Raw genomic sequence first — 16950 nt, 5'->3', positions numbered from 1 at the left:
CGCTGGGTCCGGAATGCTTTTTTACGTGATTTATATCTGTTTGCACTCGCGAGTGCAGGGCGCTCGTGTCGCGCGGGCAGTCAACCAGGTCGCCAGGTCGCGTATTTTCTTCTTACCGCCTTACTCTCGCTGCGTGCCGTTGAATTTATGGCAGATGTCCAGAAAACCGTATTGATACGCCACTCGGCGGAACAGATGTTCGACCTCGTCACCGACGTCGCGGACTACCCCAATTTCCTGCCCTGGTGCGGGGGCGTCGAGATTCGTCAGCAGGACGAGAACAGCATGGAAGCGCGCATCGACATCAACTTCAAGGGCATCCGGCAGCATTTCGCCACGCACAATACGCAACAGCGGCCCTCGCGCATCGATATGAACTTCGCGGACGGACCGTTTCGCAAGTTCACCGGGTTCTGGCGCTTCACGCCGTTGCGCGCGGACGCCTGCAAGATCGAGTTCGCGCTGCACTACGAATTCTCGAACATCATCCTCGAGAAGCTGATCGGGCCGGTATTCAGCCATATCGCGAACACCTTCGTCGAATCGTTCGTGAAGCGCGCAGACCAGCGCTATGGCAAGCAATGAGGCAAGCAATGAGGCAAGCCATGAAACTGGACGGCCGGCCATGAGTGCGATGCTGTCGATCGATGTCTGCTATGCGCTGCCTGACCGGCAGACACTTATTTCGCTGCAGTTGCCGCAGGGCACGACGCTCGAACAGGCGATCGACGCGAGCGGTATCCTCGAACGCCATCCGGACATCGATCTGGCGAAGCAGAAGGTCGGCGTGTTCGGCAAGCTGAAGCCGCTCGATACCGTGCTTGCCGACCACGATCGCGTCGAGATCTACCGTCCGCTGATCGTCGACCCGAAGCTTGCGCGGCAGCGGCGCGTCGAGAAGACGCGCCGGGATGGATCTATCGAAGGGCGGAAGTGGCTGCCGAAGGATTCCCGGTAGGGTGAGCGTGGCCTTCGCGCGCCGTGGGTCGACCTGCGCGAAGGCTGAGATTCGCCAGCTACGCCGGCCTGCGCGTCCTCAATGCACGGCCGCCTGCGCCTTTTCCTCGAGCGACGTGCGCTTCGCGTCGTCGTCCGCATGCTGGCGCACCGACCAGCTGACGCCGGCCAGCAATAGCGCAATCGCGGCCGCCTCCAGGAGGCGCGGCAGACGGTGGTCGTAGATAAACGCGTAAAGCAGCGCGAACAGCGTTTCGAACACGATCAATTGCCCCGATAGCGTGAGCGGCAGGCGCTTGGACGCGGCGTTCCACAACCCGTTGCCGAGCCACGAGGCGCCGATTGCGAGCCCGAGATTCAGCATCCAGAACATGTGCCAGCGCGTGTCGGCAAGCGGGCCGTGCGGCGCACTCACGAAGCCGGACGGAAGCGCGGCAACCACTACCCACAACGCGGCGCCGAGCAGCCCCGTCACGATGCCCCACAGCACCGACCATTCGCTGCCGCTGAAATGGTCGTTGCGCTGCAGGTAGCGGGCGTTTTCGACCGCGAACCATGTCCACGAAACCAGCGCGCCGGCCGCGCAGGCGATGCCTGCGAGCTTGGTCAGGATCGGGCTGCCGGCGATCGCATCGGCGCTCGTGCCGGCAGCCGGGCCTGCACTCGTCGAAAACACGTCGATATTGATGCACGCGATGCCGGCGAGCACCATCGCGAGCGGCCAGACAAGCCGTGCGAGCGGAACCGCGCCATGATCGCGCCGGCCCAGTAACGTGACGGTGACCGGCAGCACGCCGACGATCAGCGACGAGGGGGCGATGCCCACCATATGCACCGCGCCCGTCAGCAGCAGGTAGTAGAGCAGGTTGCCGGCCAGCGCCAGCTTGACGAGCGCGGCGATGTCAGCGGCGGTCAGGCGCGACAACAGCGAGCGCGCGGACGGCAGCGCGGCGACGATCGATACCGCGCCGTACATCATGTACCGGCCCGCACTGAGCAGAAGCGGCGAAAAATCGGCGAGCAGCCGCGGCACGAGGAAAACCATGCCCCATAACGCTCCGGCCATCATCCCGTAGATCACGCCGCGCCGCATTGTCTGCCCCGATCCGAAACACTGAAAGTGCGCGCAGCATAGCGTGCGCTGCCTGCGCGCGTCTTGTTCGATTCTGCAAGGCGGCGGCTCCGTCAAACTGAGGCCCGAAACCGAGGCCCGAAGCGGCGACCAGAAGCGGAGACCCGAAGCCGAAAACCCGAAACGAAAACCGATCGAACCGCACCTGAACGGAAAAGCGAAATGCCGTGCTGGGAGGCGTGGAAAAATCGTGGCGAAATTCGCTAACTTACTGTTCGAGCGATGAAAACCGGGGAGGTATCGCGTATAATTCGCTTTTGCGCCTATAGGATTTGCCATGCGTCTGATCCAGAAAGCACTCACGTTCGATGACGTGCTCCTCGTCCCGGCCTTCTCCGACGTTCTGCCGCGCGACACCAGCCTGAAAACCCGGCTGACCCGCAATATCTCCCTGAATATGCCCCTCGTGTCCGCCGCCATGGACACCGTCACCGAAGCGCGGCTGGCCATCGTCATGGCGCAGCAGGGCGGCATCGGCATCGTCCACAAGAATCTGACTGCAGCCGAACAGGCGCGCGAAGTCGCGAAGGTCAAGCGTTTCGAGTCGGGCGTGGTGCGCGATCCGATCACGGTGCCGCCGCAAATGAAGGTGCGCGATGTGATCGCGCTGTCGCAACAGCATGGCATTTCCGGTTTTCCGGTGGTCGAAGGCGCGCAGCTGATCGGTATCGTCACGAACCGCGACCTGCGCTTCGAAACGCGTCTGGACGAACCGGTGCGCACGATCATGACGCCGCGCGAGCGTCTCGTCACGGTCAAGGAAGGCACGCCGCTCGCCGAAGCGAAGGCGCTCATGCATAGCCACCGGCTCGAGCGCGTGCTCGTCGTCAACGATGCATTCGAGCTGCGCGGGCTGATGACGGTCAAGGACATCACGAAGCAGACCGAGCACCCGGACGCGTGCAAGGACGAACACGGCAAGCTGCGCGTCGGCGCGGCCGTCGGCGTCGGCGAGGACAACGAGGAGCGCGTGTCGCTGCTGGTGCAGGCGGGCGTCGACGTGATCGTCGTCGATACCGCGCATGGTCACAGCAAGGGCGTGCTCGAGCGCGTCAAGTGGGTCAAGAAGAACTTCCCGCACGTCGACGTGATCGGTGGCAATATCGCCACCGCAAGCGCGGCCAAGGCGCTCGTCGAGTACGGCGCGGACGCCGTGAAGGTCGGCATCGGCCCGGGCTCGATCTGCACGACGCGGATCGTCGCCGGTGTCGGCGTGCCGCAAATCACGGCCATCTCGAACGTCGCGGAAGGGCTCAAGGGCTCGGGCGTGCCGCTCATCGCGGACGGCGGCGTGCGCTTCTCGGGCGACGTCAGCAAGGCGCTCGCGGCGGGCGCGAACACGGTCATGATGGGCAGCATGTTCGCCGGCACCGAAGAGTCGCCGGGCGACGTGTTCCTGTACCAGGGCCGCCAGTACAAGTCGTACCGCGGCATGGGCTCGGTCGGCGCGATGAAGGACGGCGCGGCGGACCGCTACTTCCAGGACAACTCCGCGAATATCGACAAGCTCGTGCCGGAAGGCATCGAAGGCCGCGTCGCGTACAAGGGCTCGGTCAGCGCGATCCTGTTCCAGATGATCGGCGGCGTGCGCGCGAGCATGGGCTACTGCGGCTGCAGCACGATCGACGAATTGCATGAGAAGGCCGAGTTCGTGCAGATCACCGCGGCCGGCATGCGCGAATCGCATGTGCACGACGTGCAGATCACGAAGGAAGCGCCCAACTATCACGTGGACTGATTGCCGATGAAGCCGCTGCTGCGTGCCGTACTGATCATCGATGCGTTGTTGCTGCTGGCGTTCGGACTGCTGTTTCTGGCCACGCCGTGGAAATCGTTGTACGACGCGCTGCATCTCGTGCAGACCGATCCGGTGCTGGTCGGCCAGGGCTTCGGTCTCGCGCTCGTCGGGCTGGCGTGGCTTGCGCTGCATGCGTCGCTCGATGGCGCGATGACTGCGACAGTCGCAAAGGTGGTCGGGCATGTGAACTGGCTGACCGCGGTGCTGCTGCTGGTCTGGCTAATCGGCTTGCATACGCCGCCGTTGACGGGCTTCGGGCAACTGGTCGCGGTGGTGGTGGCGATTGTGCTGCTGGTCGTCGGGCTTGGCGGTGTGCGTCTCGCCAGCGCCGTCCGGCGCCGCGAGCGGGCGCTTGCCGCCGAGGCCGCCGCCGCGGAGCGTGCGGATAAAGCGGCGGCGCGGCAGGCTGCGAAAGACGCGAAGCAGGAAGCGAAACTCGAGGCCAGGGCGCAATCGGCTGCGCGCGCGACGCCGGTCGCTGCCGGCGGTTATGCGGCGACGGAGCCAGTTGTCGAACCGGTGCTGTCGCCGCGTCAGTCGACCGTTATCGACCCCGCGACAGGTCGCACGATCGATCCGGCGACCGGGCGTGTGGTCGATCCGGTGAGCGGACGTGTGGTGGAACCGACCTTGGAGCCCGGTGTAACCGCGGCGCCGGCCGGTGAGCGTGACGCCGCGGCGCAAGCCGAAGCCGCACGCGAAGAAGCGCGCCGCGACGCGGCGGGGTCGCCGGGTTCGCCGAGGCCGCCGTTTCATGGCTGATGCGCTTGTCATCGCGCCGCTTCCAGCAGGTCCCGCAGTCCGCCCGCGTTTCAGAAAGTCTGCTTTCACGCCATCTGACCGTCGCTGTCGCCGCGCAGATAGTCAGGCCGCGCGAGAGCGGCGCGAACACAGTCCATCGGGCCGCCCCCGCGACCTGAACCACGGCTTGAACCACAAAGAAACCCGATCAATACCGCGCGAGATGCGCGGTTTTCCTTATCCTCATCCATTCGATTCCGGCCGCTGCCATGCATGACAAGATCCTGATCCTCGACTTCGGTTCGCAAGTCACCCAACTGATTGCCCGGCGCATCCGCGAGGCGCACGTGCTGTCGGAAATTCATCCGCACGACGTCAGCGACGCGTTTATCCGCGAGTTCAAGCCGAAGGGCATCATCCTGTCGGGCGGCCCGAGCTCAGTGGTCGAAACCGACACGCCGCGCGCGCCGCAGGCGGTGTTCGAGCTTGGCGTGCCGGTGCTCGGCATTTGCTACGGCATGCAGACGATGGCCGAACAGCTGGGCGGCAAGGTCGACAACGGGCATCTGCGCGAATTCGGTTATGCGGAAGTGCGGGCGCGCAACCATACGAGCTTCCTCGACGGCATCGAGGATTTCCGCACGCCGGAAGGTCACGGCATGCTCAAGGTGTGGATGAGCCACGGCGACAAGGTGCTCGATATGCCGGCGGGCTTCAAGCTGATGGCGTCGACGGAATCGTGTCCGATCGCGGCGATGGCCGACGAAACGCGTCATTTCTACGGCCTGCAATGGCACCCGGAAGTCACGCACACCGTGCAGGGCCGCGCGATGCTTGAGCGCTTCGTGCTGCAAATCTGCGCCGCGAAGCCGGACTGGGAGATGGGCAACTATGTCGACGAGGCGGTCGCGCAGATTCGCGCGCAGGTCGGCAAGGAGCATGTGATTCTCGGCCTGTCGGGCGGCGTCGATTCGTCGGTCGCGGCTGCGTTGCTGCACCGTGCGATCGGCGATCAGCTGACTTGCGTGTTCGTCGATCACGGCCTGTTGCGTCTGAATGAAGCCGAGCAGGTGATGGCGACCTTCGCAGATCACCTCGGCGTGAAGGTGATTCACGTGGACGCGAGCGAAGCGTTCCTGTCGAAGCTCGCCAGCGTGACCGACCCGGAAGCGAAGCGCAAGATTATCGGCGCCGAGTTCGTCGAGGTGTTCCAGGCCGAAGCGGCGAAGCTGACCGACGCGAAGTGGCTGGCGCAGGGCACGATCTATCCGGACGTGATCGAGTCGGCGGGCAAGGGTAAAAAGGCGACGCAGACCATCAAGAGCCACCACAACGTCGGTGGTTTGCCGGAGACGCTGAATCTGAAGCTGCTCGAGCCGCTGCGCGAGCTGTTCAAGGATGAAGTGCGCGAACTGGGCGTGAAGCTTGGCTTGCCGCCGGCGATGGTGTACCGCCATCCGTTCCCGGGGCCGGGCCTCGGCGTGCGGATTCTCGGCGAAGTGCGGCGCGATTTTGCCGATCTTCTGCGCCGCGCCGATGCGATTTTCATCGAAACGCTGCGCACATTTATCGACAAGGAGACGGGCAAGTCCTGGTACGACCTGACGAGCCAGGCATTCGCGGTGTTTCTGCCGGTGAAGAGCGTCGGCGTGATGGGCGACGGGCGCACGTACGAATATGTCGTTGCGCTGCGCGCGGTGCAGACGCTCGACTTTATGACGGCGCATTGGGCGCATCTGCCGCACGATCTGCTCGGCCATGTGTCGAACCGGATCATCAACGAAGTGCGCGGCATCAATCGCGTGGTCTACGATATTTCCGGCAAGCCGCCGGCGACGATCGAGTGGGAGTGAGCGTCGCGTTGTTGTAGGCAGTCGGGAATGACTCATCTCCTTTGAGGGCGGCGCATCGCATGGTCGATGCATCGCCCCGGCGGGCTACCTGGTTGCCCGTATCAAATACCGTTCGCGCTCAATCGAACTCACCCGGTTGGTCCACGGCTGCAGAAATGGTGTGATAGTAGCGGCGTCGCATTTACGAAGGAGGCGAAGCCTATGTCATCTCTCATTTCTGCACGTCGTCATTCGAACATCAAACCAGCACCGGAAGCCCCGATCGTCGGGGCGCTCGCACGGGCCACGTTGAAACAGCTGGCGAGTGCGCCGTTCTTCGCGGGAATTCCATCAGCAATGGATGGAGGCGCCATGCCGGGCATCACGATTCACGACATCGACGATGAACTCGAGGCTGACCTGCGTACCCGGGCATCCCGTCATGATCGTTCGATCGAAGACGAAGCTCACGAGCCCTTGAACGCGGCGGAGTCGAGCGAGGACGCGGTGCAGGACCCGCGCGGCCTTGCAGACGCGATTCGAGCCCGCATCGACCCGCTCGGCGGCGTCGACCTGGATTTGCCGGTGCGCAGGATGATCAACCGTCACGTGGACCTCGACGCATGATCGTACTCGACACCAACGTTCTCTCGGAAGCGGTCAAGCCCGAACCCAACGATCGGGCCTTCCGCTGGTTTCGGGCACAGCCACGCGACAAGCTGTTCACGACCTCGATCAGCGAAGCAGAGATCCTCTATGGCCTGCGCAAGATGCCGAGAGGCGAGCGAGCACAAGAGAAGTCCGCAGCCGTCAAGGCGATTTTCAAAGTTGACCTTGCCGGCAAGGTGCTGGGTTTCGATCGCGACGCCGCGCGAAGATACGCTGATATTTACGTATCGAGGCAAGAAGCGGGTCGGCCGATCAGCGAGTTCGACGCGATGATCGCTGCCATCGCGCAATCCAGAGGCGCGGTGCTGGCGACGCGCAACGTCAAACATTTTGTCGATTGCGATGTCGAGATCATCGATCCATGGGCAGCCTGAAGTGAACTTTTCTCTATGCCTCAGGGCGGATAGAAGTCGGATCCACCCTGAGGGCTGTCGGGATATTCACGCCAATTATTGACAGATTGATCCACATTTGTAATCCTTCTAACCCATGGCGAGACCCAGAGAGTTCGATCGCGACGAGGCATTGGAGCAGGCTATTGACGCCTTCGCCGAGCATGGCTATTCGGGTACCTCGACCGAAGTGCTTCTGACGGCGATGAATCTGAGCCGGCAGAGCCTGTATAACGCCTTCGGCGACAAGCGCAGCCTGTACCTCGAGGCTTTGCGCACCTACATCGCGGGAAGCGTCTCGGAGCATTTGCAGATACTCAATCGATCGACATCCGCGCGTCGAGGTATCGAACAGTTATTGAACGATTTCGTGAGCCGGCCTTCACGGGCGTGCCTTGGCACCCATGCGGTGTGCGAATTCGGGCGATCCGATCCCGAGATCACCGCGCTTGCCGATACGGCCGCTCATACGTTGCGTGCCGCGCTCGAGCGTTGCATTGCAAAGGCGAAGGCCGACGGGCAAGTCGCGGCGGACATCGATGAACGCGCGGCCGCGCATTTTATCGGCGCAACGCTGTCGGGCATCAAGGTCGCCGCGCGCGCCGGCGCACCGAAGGAGGTGCTGCGGGACATCGCGCAGATGGCCTTGCGTAGCCTCGGTTGATTGGCGCGCATTGCATCGTGCGCGCTTTTTTATGACTTATTGTGGATCAATTGGTCAATTATTTTAAGCTGGCTGAAGGCGGTTGAAACACCCGACAGGAGCGCTCATGACGAAGTCGATTTTCATCACCGGCACCAGCAGCGGTCTGGGCCGTCACACCGCCTTGCACTTCGCGCGGCAGGGTTGGAACGTTGCCGCCACGATGCGCAAACCCGAGCAGGAAACGGAACTGTCGAAGCACGAGCGCATCCGCCTCCTCAAGCTCGACGTCACCGACTCAGCGCAGGCGCGCGCCGCGACCGAAGCGGCAATCGAAGCATTCGGCCAGATCGACGTCGTCGTCAACAACGCGGGCGCGGGCTCGTATGGTCCGCTCGAATTCGCTGAAGAACATACGATCGACGGGCAGTTCGCCGTGAACGTGCGCGGACCAATCAACGTCATTCGCGCGTTCTTGCCGCACTTTCGCGAACGCAAAGGCGGCCGGTTCATCAACATCAGTTCGTTCATGGGTGTGACGACCGCGGTGCCGACCGGCTCGCTGTACAACATGTCGAAGTTCGCGCTCGAAGGTCTGATCGAAGGGCTTTACTACGAGCTCAAGCCGTTCAATATCGACCTCCATCTTGTCGAGCCCGGTGGTTTCAAGGGCAACCGCTTTGTCGAGAAAGTGGTGTTCAACACGCATCCGGATATCCGGGACTACGATCCGCTGATCGACAAGGTGAATGCGCTGATGATGGCGGGCGACGAAAGTCGGCTCGACGATCCGCAACTGATCGTCGACGAGATCGAAGCGCTTGCGACCGGGAGAAACCGACGCTTCAGGACCCTCGTCGGCAAGACCGGCAGGGATCTGATGGCCATGCGTGCGTCGATGCCGATCGAAGATTATCTATCGACGATCGCGAAGAGCTTCGCTTAGCAAAGGAACGAAAGTGGCACAAAAACGGCACGAAAGCGGCACGTGCGCGAGCCGGGGCAAATGCGGCCCCGCCTCGCGCACGCTCAGTCTGCACATCGCGACGAATCGCAATCGCGCGACAGCCCTCAATGCTTAAGACACGTATCCGCGTTCTTCCACGTACACGTATCGAGCCCGGTATGGATCACGGGCTTCACCGACTTTCCTTCGGCGAGATCGCGCATCACCATCGCCGCCTGGTAGCCCATCTCTTCGGGCCGCTGACCGACCAGCACATTGACCTTATGGTCCTTCAACGCCTGGATTTCCGGCCCCAGCGTATCGGCTGACACAATCACGAACTTGCCGCTCGCGATCTTGTCCATGATCGGCGCGACGACCTGCGAGTACGCTTGCGGCGCAAACAGCGGCCAGCCGCCCTCGAGCACGAACGCATCGAGACCGGTCGGATTGGCGGTCAGCGTGTCCTGCATCATCTGGTTGGCTTTGGCCGCGTCGTCGTTCACGTAAAGCGGGCATGCGCTGATCTCGCGCCAGTTGTTCTCGCCGGCGAGCTTCGAGATACCCTTCTTGCCCGACAGCGCGTCGCGCGTGCCTTGCGCACGCTGGTTGATGTTCTCAGCTGCGGGATTGCCCATCACGAGGCAGATGTTGCCGCCTTTCGGCATCAGCAGCTTCAGCTGTTCGCCGAGCTTCAGGCCGAGCTCGTAGTTATCGGTGCCGACATAACTCTTACGCAGCGACGCATCCTTCGGCAGCAGGTCGGCATCCGCGGTGATGATTGGAATTTTTGTATTGCGGCGGCGGATCACTTCGGCGATCGCCGGCGCGTTCGACGGCGAAATCGCGATGGCCGCGACGCCCTTCGTCAGCAGGTCGTCGATGATCTGCACTTCCGCGCTTTCGTCGGCGGCCGTCGCGGGGCCCGTGTAGTAGCAGTTATAGCCTTGCTTGTTGAGCTCCTTGTTCGCCCGGTCGCATCCCTGATGCATGAGGTCGAAGTAGGGGTTGTCGAGGCCCTTTACGACGAGGGCCAGCGTTTTATCGGCCGCGAACGCAGGCGAGGCCAGCATCGCAAGGCTCCCGATCGCAGCAAGACACATCAAGATTTTCTTCATTGTTGCCTCCGGTTCGGCGCCGGCTTCGCGGTGCCCGTGTCTTCGCACAATTTTCACAACGTTTCCCAAGGCAGGCCCTCAAGGGGCAGCCGTGTTTGCGGAACCTTGCGGTTTTGTGTTGCGAACAGCTCGAACGACTCGTACACCTTTGCGTACACCTGCGCCCGGCAGTTCCGCGTTTCGACCGGCCGCACCGCCTCGCGTGGCGCCGGCCGCAAGCGCGGCTGGCGTGCAACGAAGACTTGTCAATCGTTTTGCCGCTCGCCGCCAAGCCGGTTGAACAGCACGGCGACGATGATGAAGGAGCCCACGACCGTTCCCTGCCAGAACGAATCGACGCCCAGCAGGATCAGGCTATTGCGGATGACTTCGATCAGCGCCGCGCCGACGACGGTGCCGAATGCGCTGCCGATGCCGCCCATCAGATTGGTGCCGCCGATCACGGTCGCGGCGATCACGCGCAATTCGTCGCCGGTGCCGAGGCCCGTCGTCACGGCGCCGAGCCAGCCGACTTCGAGTACCGCCGCGACGCCCGCCATCAGGCCGCCGAGCACGTAGACCGAGCAGATGACCCGGCGCACCGGCACACCGGTCAGATTCGCCGCGTGACGATTGCCACCGACCGCGAATACATAGCGCCCCCAGCGCGTGAAGGCGAACGCGAACCAGAAGAGCACGGCGAACACCACGAGAAACCACACCGGATTCGCGACGCCCAGGGTCGAGCCGCCGCCGAGTTTTAGCAGCTTGCTGCCGTCGGGGCCGAAATCGAAAATTGTTCTGCTACCCGAAATAACGAGGGCGAGGCTGCGGCCCACGCTCAGCATGCCGAGCGTGACGACGAAAGGCTGCATGTTCAGATACGCGATCAGCAGGCCGTTGACGAGCCCGACGGTGCCGGCCGTCGCGAGCGCGAGGCCGATGCCGGCCCAGATCGGATAGCCGGCATTCATCACGACCGACAGCACGATGCCGCTCACGCCAATCGTTGAGCCAACCGAAATATCGATGCCGCCCGTGACGATCACGGCCATCGCGCCGAGCGCGACGATCGCGACGAATGCGAAATTGCGCGTGACGTTGAAAAGATTCTGCGACGTCGCGAAGCTCGACGTGGTGAAGGAAAGCACAACGCACGCGACGATCGTCGCCAGCACAACCCAGAACACCTGGCTTGCCAGCAGCCCCGACCAGCGCGTATGCGTTCTCGTGGTTTGCGGATCGTCAAGCAGTGTCTGCATTGGACTGGGCCTTTCCGGCGCATCGTTCAATTTCGGGTCTCCCGTGCGGGTGGTTCGGGTGCTTCAGGCTGTGCTTCAAGCAGTGCTTCAGGCGGCAGCGATGGCTCCGGTAATCAGGCCGGTTACTTCTTCCGGCGACGACGCTTCAGTCTGTTTGTCCGCAACCTTGCGCCCGCGCCGCATCACGACCACGCGATCGGCCACCGCGAACACGTCGGGCATCCGGTGACTGATCAGAATCACAGCGATACCGTGCCCGGCCAGGCGTTTGATGAGCTCGAGCACCTCGGCCACCTGGCGCACGCTGATTGCCGCGGTCGGTTCGTCCATGATGACGAGCCGCGCTTCGGACAGACGCGTGCGCGCGATGGCGACCGCTTGCCGCTGACCGCCCGACATCTGCCGCACGAGATCGCGCGGGCGCGTCTCCGATTTCAGTTCCTTGAACAGTTCGCCGGCGCGCCGGTACATGGTCGCGTGATCGAGCACGCGGACCGGGCCGAAGCCGATGCGCGGCTCGCGGCCGAGAAAAACATTGGCGGCTGCTGTGAGGTTGTCGCACAGCGCGAGGTCCTGATAGACGACTTCGATGCCCTGCGCGCGGGCATCGACGGGCTTGTTGAAATGCACCGGCTTGCCGTCGATCCGGATCTCGCCATGCGAGGGCGGGAAGTTGCCCGCAATGACCTTGACCAGCGTGGATTTGCCGGCCCCGTTGTCGCCCATCAGGCCGACGACCTGGCCCGGCTCGAGACCGAACGTGACATCGGTCAACGCCTGAATGGCGCCGAAGTGTTTGGAAATGCCTCTGAGTTCAAGAAGACTCATGGCTCGTCGCGTTCGCTCCGATGATGCCGCTCGCGTCTTGCGCAGGGCGGCTGGTAGACGACATGCTAGTCAGCCAGTCTTTATAAAACAACGGCGGGTTTGCCCGAACCGCTACTAACAAATCCATGACGCGGTATCGTGTGACCGCGCCCAAAACTGAACCGCACGCGAGCATGGCTGACGTACAACTTTCATTGCCCGGATTCGACGCCGTGCCGTTGCCTACAGACGGCCTGTTCTTCGCGCTCTTTCCCGATGCCCGAAACGCAACGCGCATCGAACGCATTGCGCATCGCGTATGCGGCATGCAACGTGGCAGTCGGCCTGGCAGTCAACCCGGCGCGAGCGCACCCGTACCGCTTGGACCCGATCGTTATCACGTGACGTTGCACCATCTGGGCAACTACGTTGGTGGTTTGCCGCACGCGACGGTGGCAAGAGCGATTCGTGCAGCATCGGCAATCCGAACGAATGCGTTCGCTGTCGCCTTCGATCGCGTCGAAGATTTTCGTGGAAGGCCGCTCGTGCTACGTGCGCACGAAGGCGCGCTCGCGTTGCTGGAATTTCGCTTTGCGTTGGGTAAAGCGCTTGAGAGCGCGGGATTCGCGGGTAGGGCGAGAGCGCCTTTTACGCCGCATGTCACGCTTGCTTATCGCGAGCCCGTCGATGTGAAGCGACGGTTCATTGAGCGGCTCGATGAAACCGAAACGATTAGCTGGACAGTGCGGGACTTCGTGCTGGTGCATAGCCTGCTCGGCCGCACCCGGCATATAGCGCTTGCACGCTGGCCGTTGGCGTCAGGCTAGAAGCGCACGCCGGTCGAACATCCGGCGCCGAAACCACCGCCGCTACCGCCCGCAAATCCGCAGAACGTGCCGCAGCCGGATAACGTCACCGACAACACGACGGCGCCGATCGCCGCCCGCATCAGCGATCGCCTCGACGCGCGCCGTCGCCTCATCGCATGAGGTAATTCGGCAGAATTTACGGAAATATGCAATTTGAAGCACATCAATATGTTTTGGTTTTGCATATTGGAGCACCAAAAACCTTCAACCATAACTACGCTGGAACCGCTACCCAATTAGAAAAATCTTAAATTGAGGTGTCTTCTCTATGTTACGGGCGAAACATATGCGCAAGGTGCTGTTAGAATGCCCGAGCCGCAACGTAGTGGATTGCAAATGAAATTGCTTGATGCGCTAGTCGAACAACGCATTGCCGCCGCAGTCGCGCGCGGTGAATTCGACGAATTGCCGGGCGCGGGTGCGCCGCTCAATTTCGAAGACGACCCGTTGGTCCCTGAGGAAGTGCGCGTCGCGAACCGTATTCTGAAGAATGCCGGTTTCGTGCCGCCAGCCGTCGAGCAACTGCGGGCGCTGCATAGCCTGCACGACGAGCTCGCCGCAGTCAGCGACCGCGCGACGCGCTGTCGGCTGCAGGCGAAAATGCTCGCGCTCGATATGGCGCTCGAATCGCTGCGCGGTGGGCCGATGCTCGTGCCGCGCGACTATTGCCGCCGTATCGCCGAGCGTCTGTCGGAGCGTGTGGCTGCCGGCGACGATGCTGGCGACGCGACGTCATAGTGTCCGCTGCCGCGGATTCGTCCGCGAACACGCGAAACCTGGGCGCAGCGGCGAATACCGGCGGCGCGACCGGTGCCCGCAAAAAATCTGATATATCGGAAGACGAATTGGCGATACAGTCAGAAGCCGATAATTTGTCCCCCGATATTCCTGTGCTGCCTGGTTCCCCACCTGAGCCCTTGCTCGAGCCCGCATCCGAGCCCGCGTCTAGGCCCGCTTCTGGGCCCACTTCTGGGCCCTCATCCGAGCGCGACCGCCATTTCATGCGGCTCGCGCAAGCCGCCGCGGAAGAGGCGCGCGCGGCCGGCGAAGTACCGGTCGGCGCCGTGCTTGTCTGCGGCGACGAGGTCATTGCCAAGGGCTTCAACCATCCAATCAGCTCGCACGATCCTTCTGCCCATGCCGAGATGGCCGCGCTGCGGGCGGCCGCCGACAGGCTGCGAAACTACCGTCTGCCGGGCTGTGAGCTATTCGTGACGCTCGAGCCGTGTCTGATGTGCGCCGGTGCGATCATGCACGCGCGTATCGCCCGTGTCGTGTTCGGCGCGCGCGACCCGAAGACGGGCGCGTGCGGCAGCGTCGTCGATGCATTTGCGAACGGTCAGCTCAATCATCATACGGTCGTGGTCGGCGGCGTGCTCGAGGAAGAGTGCGGGGCGGCGCTCAAGTCGTTTTTCGCGGACCGGCGGCGTGCCGCGCGCGAGGCGCGCGCGAAACTCGACCCGGGCACACGCTGGCCGCTTTGAGCGCGCGCTTTGGATAGCCGCTTTGAACCCCGTCCATTGATCTGCCAAACGAACTAAATCGCGTCAATCATCTAACAAATCGCAGGCGGCCATGATCGAAAAGCGCACCATCGAACTGATCGCCCCTTCGGGCTATCCGCATGATCCGACCGCGCTGCACCTCGCGCTGCAGCGGTTGCGTGCGCAAGGCCATCACGTCGAGAACATTCACGCAACGCAGCGGCGCTACCAGCGCTTTGCCGGCACCGACGGCCAGCGGGCGGCGGAACTGAACCGCCTCGCGGACCCCTCGCGCGAGCTGCCCGATATCGTGCTCGCAGTGCGCGGCGGCTATGGCGCGGTCCGCCTGCTGCACGGACTCGACTACGACGGTCTGCAGCGCCGTCTGCGCGACCAGCCGATCGCGTTCGTCGGTCATAGCGATTTCACCGCGGTGCAGCTTGCGCTGCTCGCGCAAAGCGGTGTGACGACGTTCGGCGGCCCGATGCTGGTCGGCGATTTCGGCGCGCCCGAGGTCAGCGCATTCACGATGCGGCATTTCTGGCATGCGCTCTCCGAGCCGACATTCACGATTACGAGCCGCGTCGCGCAGGCGCAGTCGGCGGACGTTACGGGCACGCTGTGGGGCGGCAATCTCGCCGTGCTGACGTCGCTGGTCGGCACGCCTTATCTGCCGCCGGTCGAGGGCGGCATTTTGTTTCTCGAAGACGTCAACGAGCAGCCGTTCCGTCTCGAACGAGCGATCTATCAACTGCAACTGGCCGGCATCCTCGAGCGGCAGCAGGCGTTGCTGCTCGGCGACTTCTCGGGCGGCAAGCAGTTCGAGTACGACAACGGCTACGACCTGAACGCGATGATCGAGCAGGTGCGTTCGGTAATCGGCATCCCGGTGATAACGGGACTCCAGTTCGGACATATTCCGGATATGGTCACGTTGCCGGTGGGCGCCAAGGCGCATCTGCAAGCCGATGCGCATGGCTTCAGGCTGACGGTGTCCGGGCATCCGGTGCTCGAATAGTCGGCGGAAGCAGCACGGAACCACTCGGGGCCGGGCCGCGTCGATCAACTGGATTGCATGCGCCGGGCAATTGGCGCGCGCTGCCTGACCCATCCTCTCCCATTTCACAAACACGCCTCGTTTCCGCGACGTTGTCCCGCGATTTTGTCAACAAAATCTGCCCAGCGAACGCGTCGATTCTCCCGTTGAAGTAAGCCTGCACCTAACTACGCACAGAGCATCAGCCCTGTCGCGTAAGCCCGTCACGCTCGTTGCTAGCTAGGACTTCCTGAGAATTGTCGAAAATCAAAGGTAAAAATTGTTGACAATTCTGAGTGGCGTCCTAAGATGCATCTCAATAAACGCAGCCCCGATCATGTCCGACACGTCCACCGCCCCGTCGAATGGTTTGAAGCCCGAAGCGATCGCCGAACGCATCCGTGCGGCGATCCTCGAGCATCGACTCGCGCCCGGCTCGAAGCTGACCGAAGCGCAGTTGTGCGATGTATTCGACGTCAAGCGCGGACCGATCCGCCAGGCATTGACGCTGCTCGCAAATGACCGGCTCGTCGATCTCGAACCGAATCGCGGCGCATTCGTCGCGAGCCCGACGCTGCAGGAAGTGCATGAAGTGTTCGAGATGCGGCGCATCATCGAGCTCGCGGTCATCGAAAAGGTCTGCTCGGGCGCGCATGGAATGAAGCGACTGAAGTCGATCGGCGCGATGATCGGCCGCGAGCGCAAGGCATTCGAGACGCGCGATTTTCCGGCATGGATCAGGCTCTCCGGCGAGTTTCATACCGAGCTCGCCACGCTCACCGGCAATACGGTGCTGTGCGACTGCTTAAGCGGACTCGTTGCGCGCTCAACTTTAATTTCCGCGCTGTACGAATCGCTCGGCCGCAGCCCGTGCTCGTTCGAAGACCATGAAGCAATACTCGCCGCGATCGACGCCGGCGACGCGCAAAGCGCTGCGGCGTTGATGTCGCGCCATTTACAAAGCGTCGAACTGAAAATGCTCGACCGGCCGGCGACAGGTCCCGCCGATCTCCACGAAGTATTCGGCATGCGCGCAAGCCAGCGCGCGTCAGGATGACGCAAGCGGCGCATGCACGCTCTGAGGCGGTGCGCGCTGCACTGAATTCGAACTGAAAGATCGCGATGTGCGTGCCCACGCAGGACGGCATGCATCACGCGGCAACCTCCGGCAGAAGTCCGCGGCTTCTGCCGAAGCCAATAAAACAAGTACGTAAGTACGGAGACACCGCGGCAAAGCGCATGCGTAATACATCGGCCGTTATGCCTTAACCGGCGGCCGCATGAC

19 protein-coding genes are annotated in these 16950 nt (G+C 62.7%); 14 read left to right on the top strand and 5 right to left on the bottom strand.

Annotation, left to right across the window (positions count from 1 at the left end; all coding sequences use genetic code 11):
- The first annotated feature begins 147 nt into the window (after nucleotides 1-147).
- Nucleotides 148-585, top strand: a complete 438-nt coding sequence (locus tag KZJ38_RS13360) for a type II toxin-antitoxin system RatA family toxin (protein WP_219796351.1) — start codon at nucleotides 148-150, stop codon at nucleotides 583-585.
- Nucleotides 586-634: 49 nt separating this feature from the next.
- Nucleotides 635-958 (top strand): RnfH family protein, encoded by a 324-nt coding sequence (locus KZJ38_RS13355; protein ID WP_219800318.1) that lies wholly within the window; start codon nucleotides 635-637, stop codon nucleotides 956-958.
- Between the two features lie 78 nt (nucleotides 959-1036).
- On the opposite strand, the gene KZJ38_RS13350 is transcribed toward KZJ38_RS13355, so the two are convergent.
- On the bottom strand, nucleotides 1037-2050 hold the full coding sequence (locus tag KZJ38_RS13350; protein ID WP_219796350.1) for a DMT family transporter: 1014 nt from the start codon (nucleotides 2048-2050) through the stop codon (nucleotides 1037-1039).
- A gap of 316 nt (nucleotides 2051-2366) precedes the next feature.
- Here KZJ38_RS13350 and guaB point away from each other — a divergent pair, with 316 nt between their 5' ends.
- From guaB to KZJ38_RS13315, 7 genes are all read left to right on the top strand, one after another.
- Nucleotides 2367-3827: an IMP dehydrogenase gene (guaB, locus tag KZJ38_RS13345; RefSeq protein ID WP_219796349.1), complete on the top strand. Its 1461-nt coding sequence runs from the start codon at nucleotides 2367-2369 to the stop codon at nucleotides 3825-3827.
- A 6-nt stretch (nucleotides 3828-3833) separates the two neighbouring features.
- Nucleotides 3834-4649, top strand: coding sequence for a hypothetical protein (locus KZJ38_RS13340; RefSeq protein WP_219796348.1), 816 nt, complete (start codon nucleotides 3834-3836; stop codon nucleotides 4647-4649).
- A 248-nt stretch (nucleotides 4650-4897) separates the two neighbouring features.
- Nucleotides 4898-6481: a glutamine-hydrolyzing GMP synthase gene (gene guaA / locus KZJ38_RS13335; protein WP_219796347.1), complete on the top strand. Its 1584-nt coding sequence runs from the start codon at nucleotides 4898-4900 to the stop codon at nucleotides 6479-6481.
- Nucleotides 6482-6682: 201 nt separating this feature from the next.
- Nucleotides 6683-7087: a FitA-like ribbon-helix-helix domain-containing protein gene (locus tag KZJ38_RS13330; protein ID WP_246641464.1), complete on the top strand. Its 405-nt coding sequence runs from the start codon at nucleotides 6683-6685 to the stop codon at nucleotides 7085-7087.
- Nucleotides 7084-7503 (top strand): type II toxin-antitoxin system VapC family toxin, encoded by a 420-nt coding sequence (locus KZJ38_RS13325; protein WP_219796346.1) that lies wholly within the window; start codon nucleotides 7084-7086, stop codon nucleotides 7501-7503. Before KZJ38_RS13330 ends, KZJ38_RS13325 begins: the two co-directional genes overlap by 4 nt.
- A 115-nt stretch (nucleotides 7504-7618) precedes the next feature.
- Nucleotides 7619-8185: a TetR/AcrR family transcriptional regulator gene (locus KZJ38_RS13320; RefSeq protein ID WP_219796345.1), complete on the top strand. Its 567-nt coding sequence runs from the start codon at nucleotides 7619-7621 to the stop codon at nucleotides 8183-8185.
- 106 nt (nucleotides 8186-8291) lie between these two features.
- Entirely contained in the window at nucleotides 8292-9110 is an 819-nt protein-coding gene (locus KZJ38_RS13315) for an SDR family oxidoreductase (protein ID WP_219796344.1), read from the top strand.
- Between the two features lie 125 nt (nucleotides 9111-9235).
- Here the strand turns inward: KZJ38_RS13315 and KZJ38_RS13310 are convergent, their stop codons facing one another.
- From KZJ38_RS13310 to KZJ38_RS13300, 3 genes are all read right to left on the bottom strand, one after another.
- Nucleotides 9236-10228: a sugar-binding protein gene (locus KZJ38_RS13310; protein WP_219796343.1), complete on the bottom strand. Its 993-nt coding sequence runs from the start codon at nucleotides 10226-10228 to the stop codon at nucleotides 9236-9238.
- Nucleotides 10229-10473: 245 nt separating this feature from the next.
- Nucleotides 10474-11469, bottom strand: a complete 996-nt coding sequence (locus KZJ38_RS13305) for an ABC transporter permease (protein ID WP_219796342.1) — start codon at nucleotides 11467-11469, stop codon at nucleotides 10474-10476.
- An 87-nt stretch (nucleotides 11470-11556) separates the two neighbouring features.
- Entirely contained in the window at nucleotides 11557-12297 is a 741-nt protein-coding gene (locus KZJ38_RS13300) for an ATP-binding cassette domain-containing protein (protein WP_219796341.1), read from the bottom strand.
- Between the two features lie 173 nt (nucleotides 12298-12470).
- Between KZJ38_RS13300 and KZJ38_RS13295 the strand changes: the two genes are divergently transcribed.
- Nucleotides 12471-13103 (top strand): 2'-5' RNA ligase family protein, encoded by a 633-nt coding sequence (locus KZJ38_RS13295; RefSeq protein WP_219796340.1) that lies wholly within the window; start codon nucleotides 12471-12473, stop codon nucleotides 13101-13103.
- Here the strand turns inward: KZJ38_RS13295 and KZJ38_RS36895 are convergent.
- Nucleotides 13100-13225 carry a hypothetical protein gene (locus tag KZJ38_RS36895; RefSeq protein WP_281425772.1) on the bottom strand — a complete coding sequence of 42 codons (126 nt, stop codon included), beginning with the start codon at nucleotides 13223-13225 and terminating at the stop codon, nucleotides 13100-13102. The genes KZJ38_RS13295 and KZJ38_RS36895 overlap by 4 nt on opposite strands.
- A 256-nt stretch (nucleotides 13226-13481) precedes the next feature.
- On the opposite strand from KZJ38_RS36895, the gene KZJ38_RS13290 reads away from it, so the two are divergent.
- The 4 genes from KZJ38_RS13290 (at nucleotide 13482) to KZJ38_RS13275 (ending at nucleotide 16722) form a co-directional block, all read left to right on the top strand.
- Nucleotides 13482-13883, top strand: coding sequence for a DnaJ family domain-containing protein (locus KZJ38_RS13290; protein WP_219796339.1), 402 nt, complete (start codon nucleotides 13482-13484; stop codon nucleotides 13881-13883).
- Nucleotides 13884-14062: 179 nt separating this feature from the next.
- Complete coding sequence (gene tadA, locus KZJ38_RS13285; RefSeq protein ID WP_246641766.1) at nucleotides 14063-14629, top strand: tRNA adenosine(34) deaminase TadA; 567 nt, start codon at nucleotides 14063-14065, stop codon at nucleotides 14627-14629.
- Between the two features lie 91 nt (nucleotides 14630-14720).
- The gene (ldcA, locus tag KZJ38_RS13280; protein ID WP_219796337.1) at nucleotides 14721-15647 is read left to right on the top strand and encodes a muramoyltetrapeptide carboxypeptidase; all 927 of its coding nucleotides are present in this window, start codon (nucleotides 14721-14723) and stop codon (nucleotides 15645-15647) included.
- Between the two features lie 355 nt (nucleotides 15648-16002).
- A complete protein-coding gene (locus KZJ38_RS13275) occupies nucleotides 16003-16722 on the top strand; it encodes a GntR family transcriptional regulator (protein ID WP_219796336.1) in 720 nt (239 codons plus the stop codon).
- Nucleotides 16723-16950: the final 228 nt, after the last annotated feature.

This window comes from Paraburkholderia edwinii (assembly GCF_019428685.1).
Taxonomy (GTDB): domain Bacteria; phylum Pseudomonadota; class Gammaproteobacteria; order Burkholderiales; family Burkholderiaceae; genus Paraburkholderia; species Paraburkholderia edwinii.
Note: the sequence above shows the minus strand (reverse complement) of the source record. Positions and strands in the feature narration are given on the sequence as shown.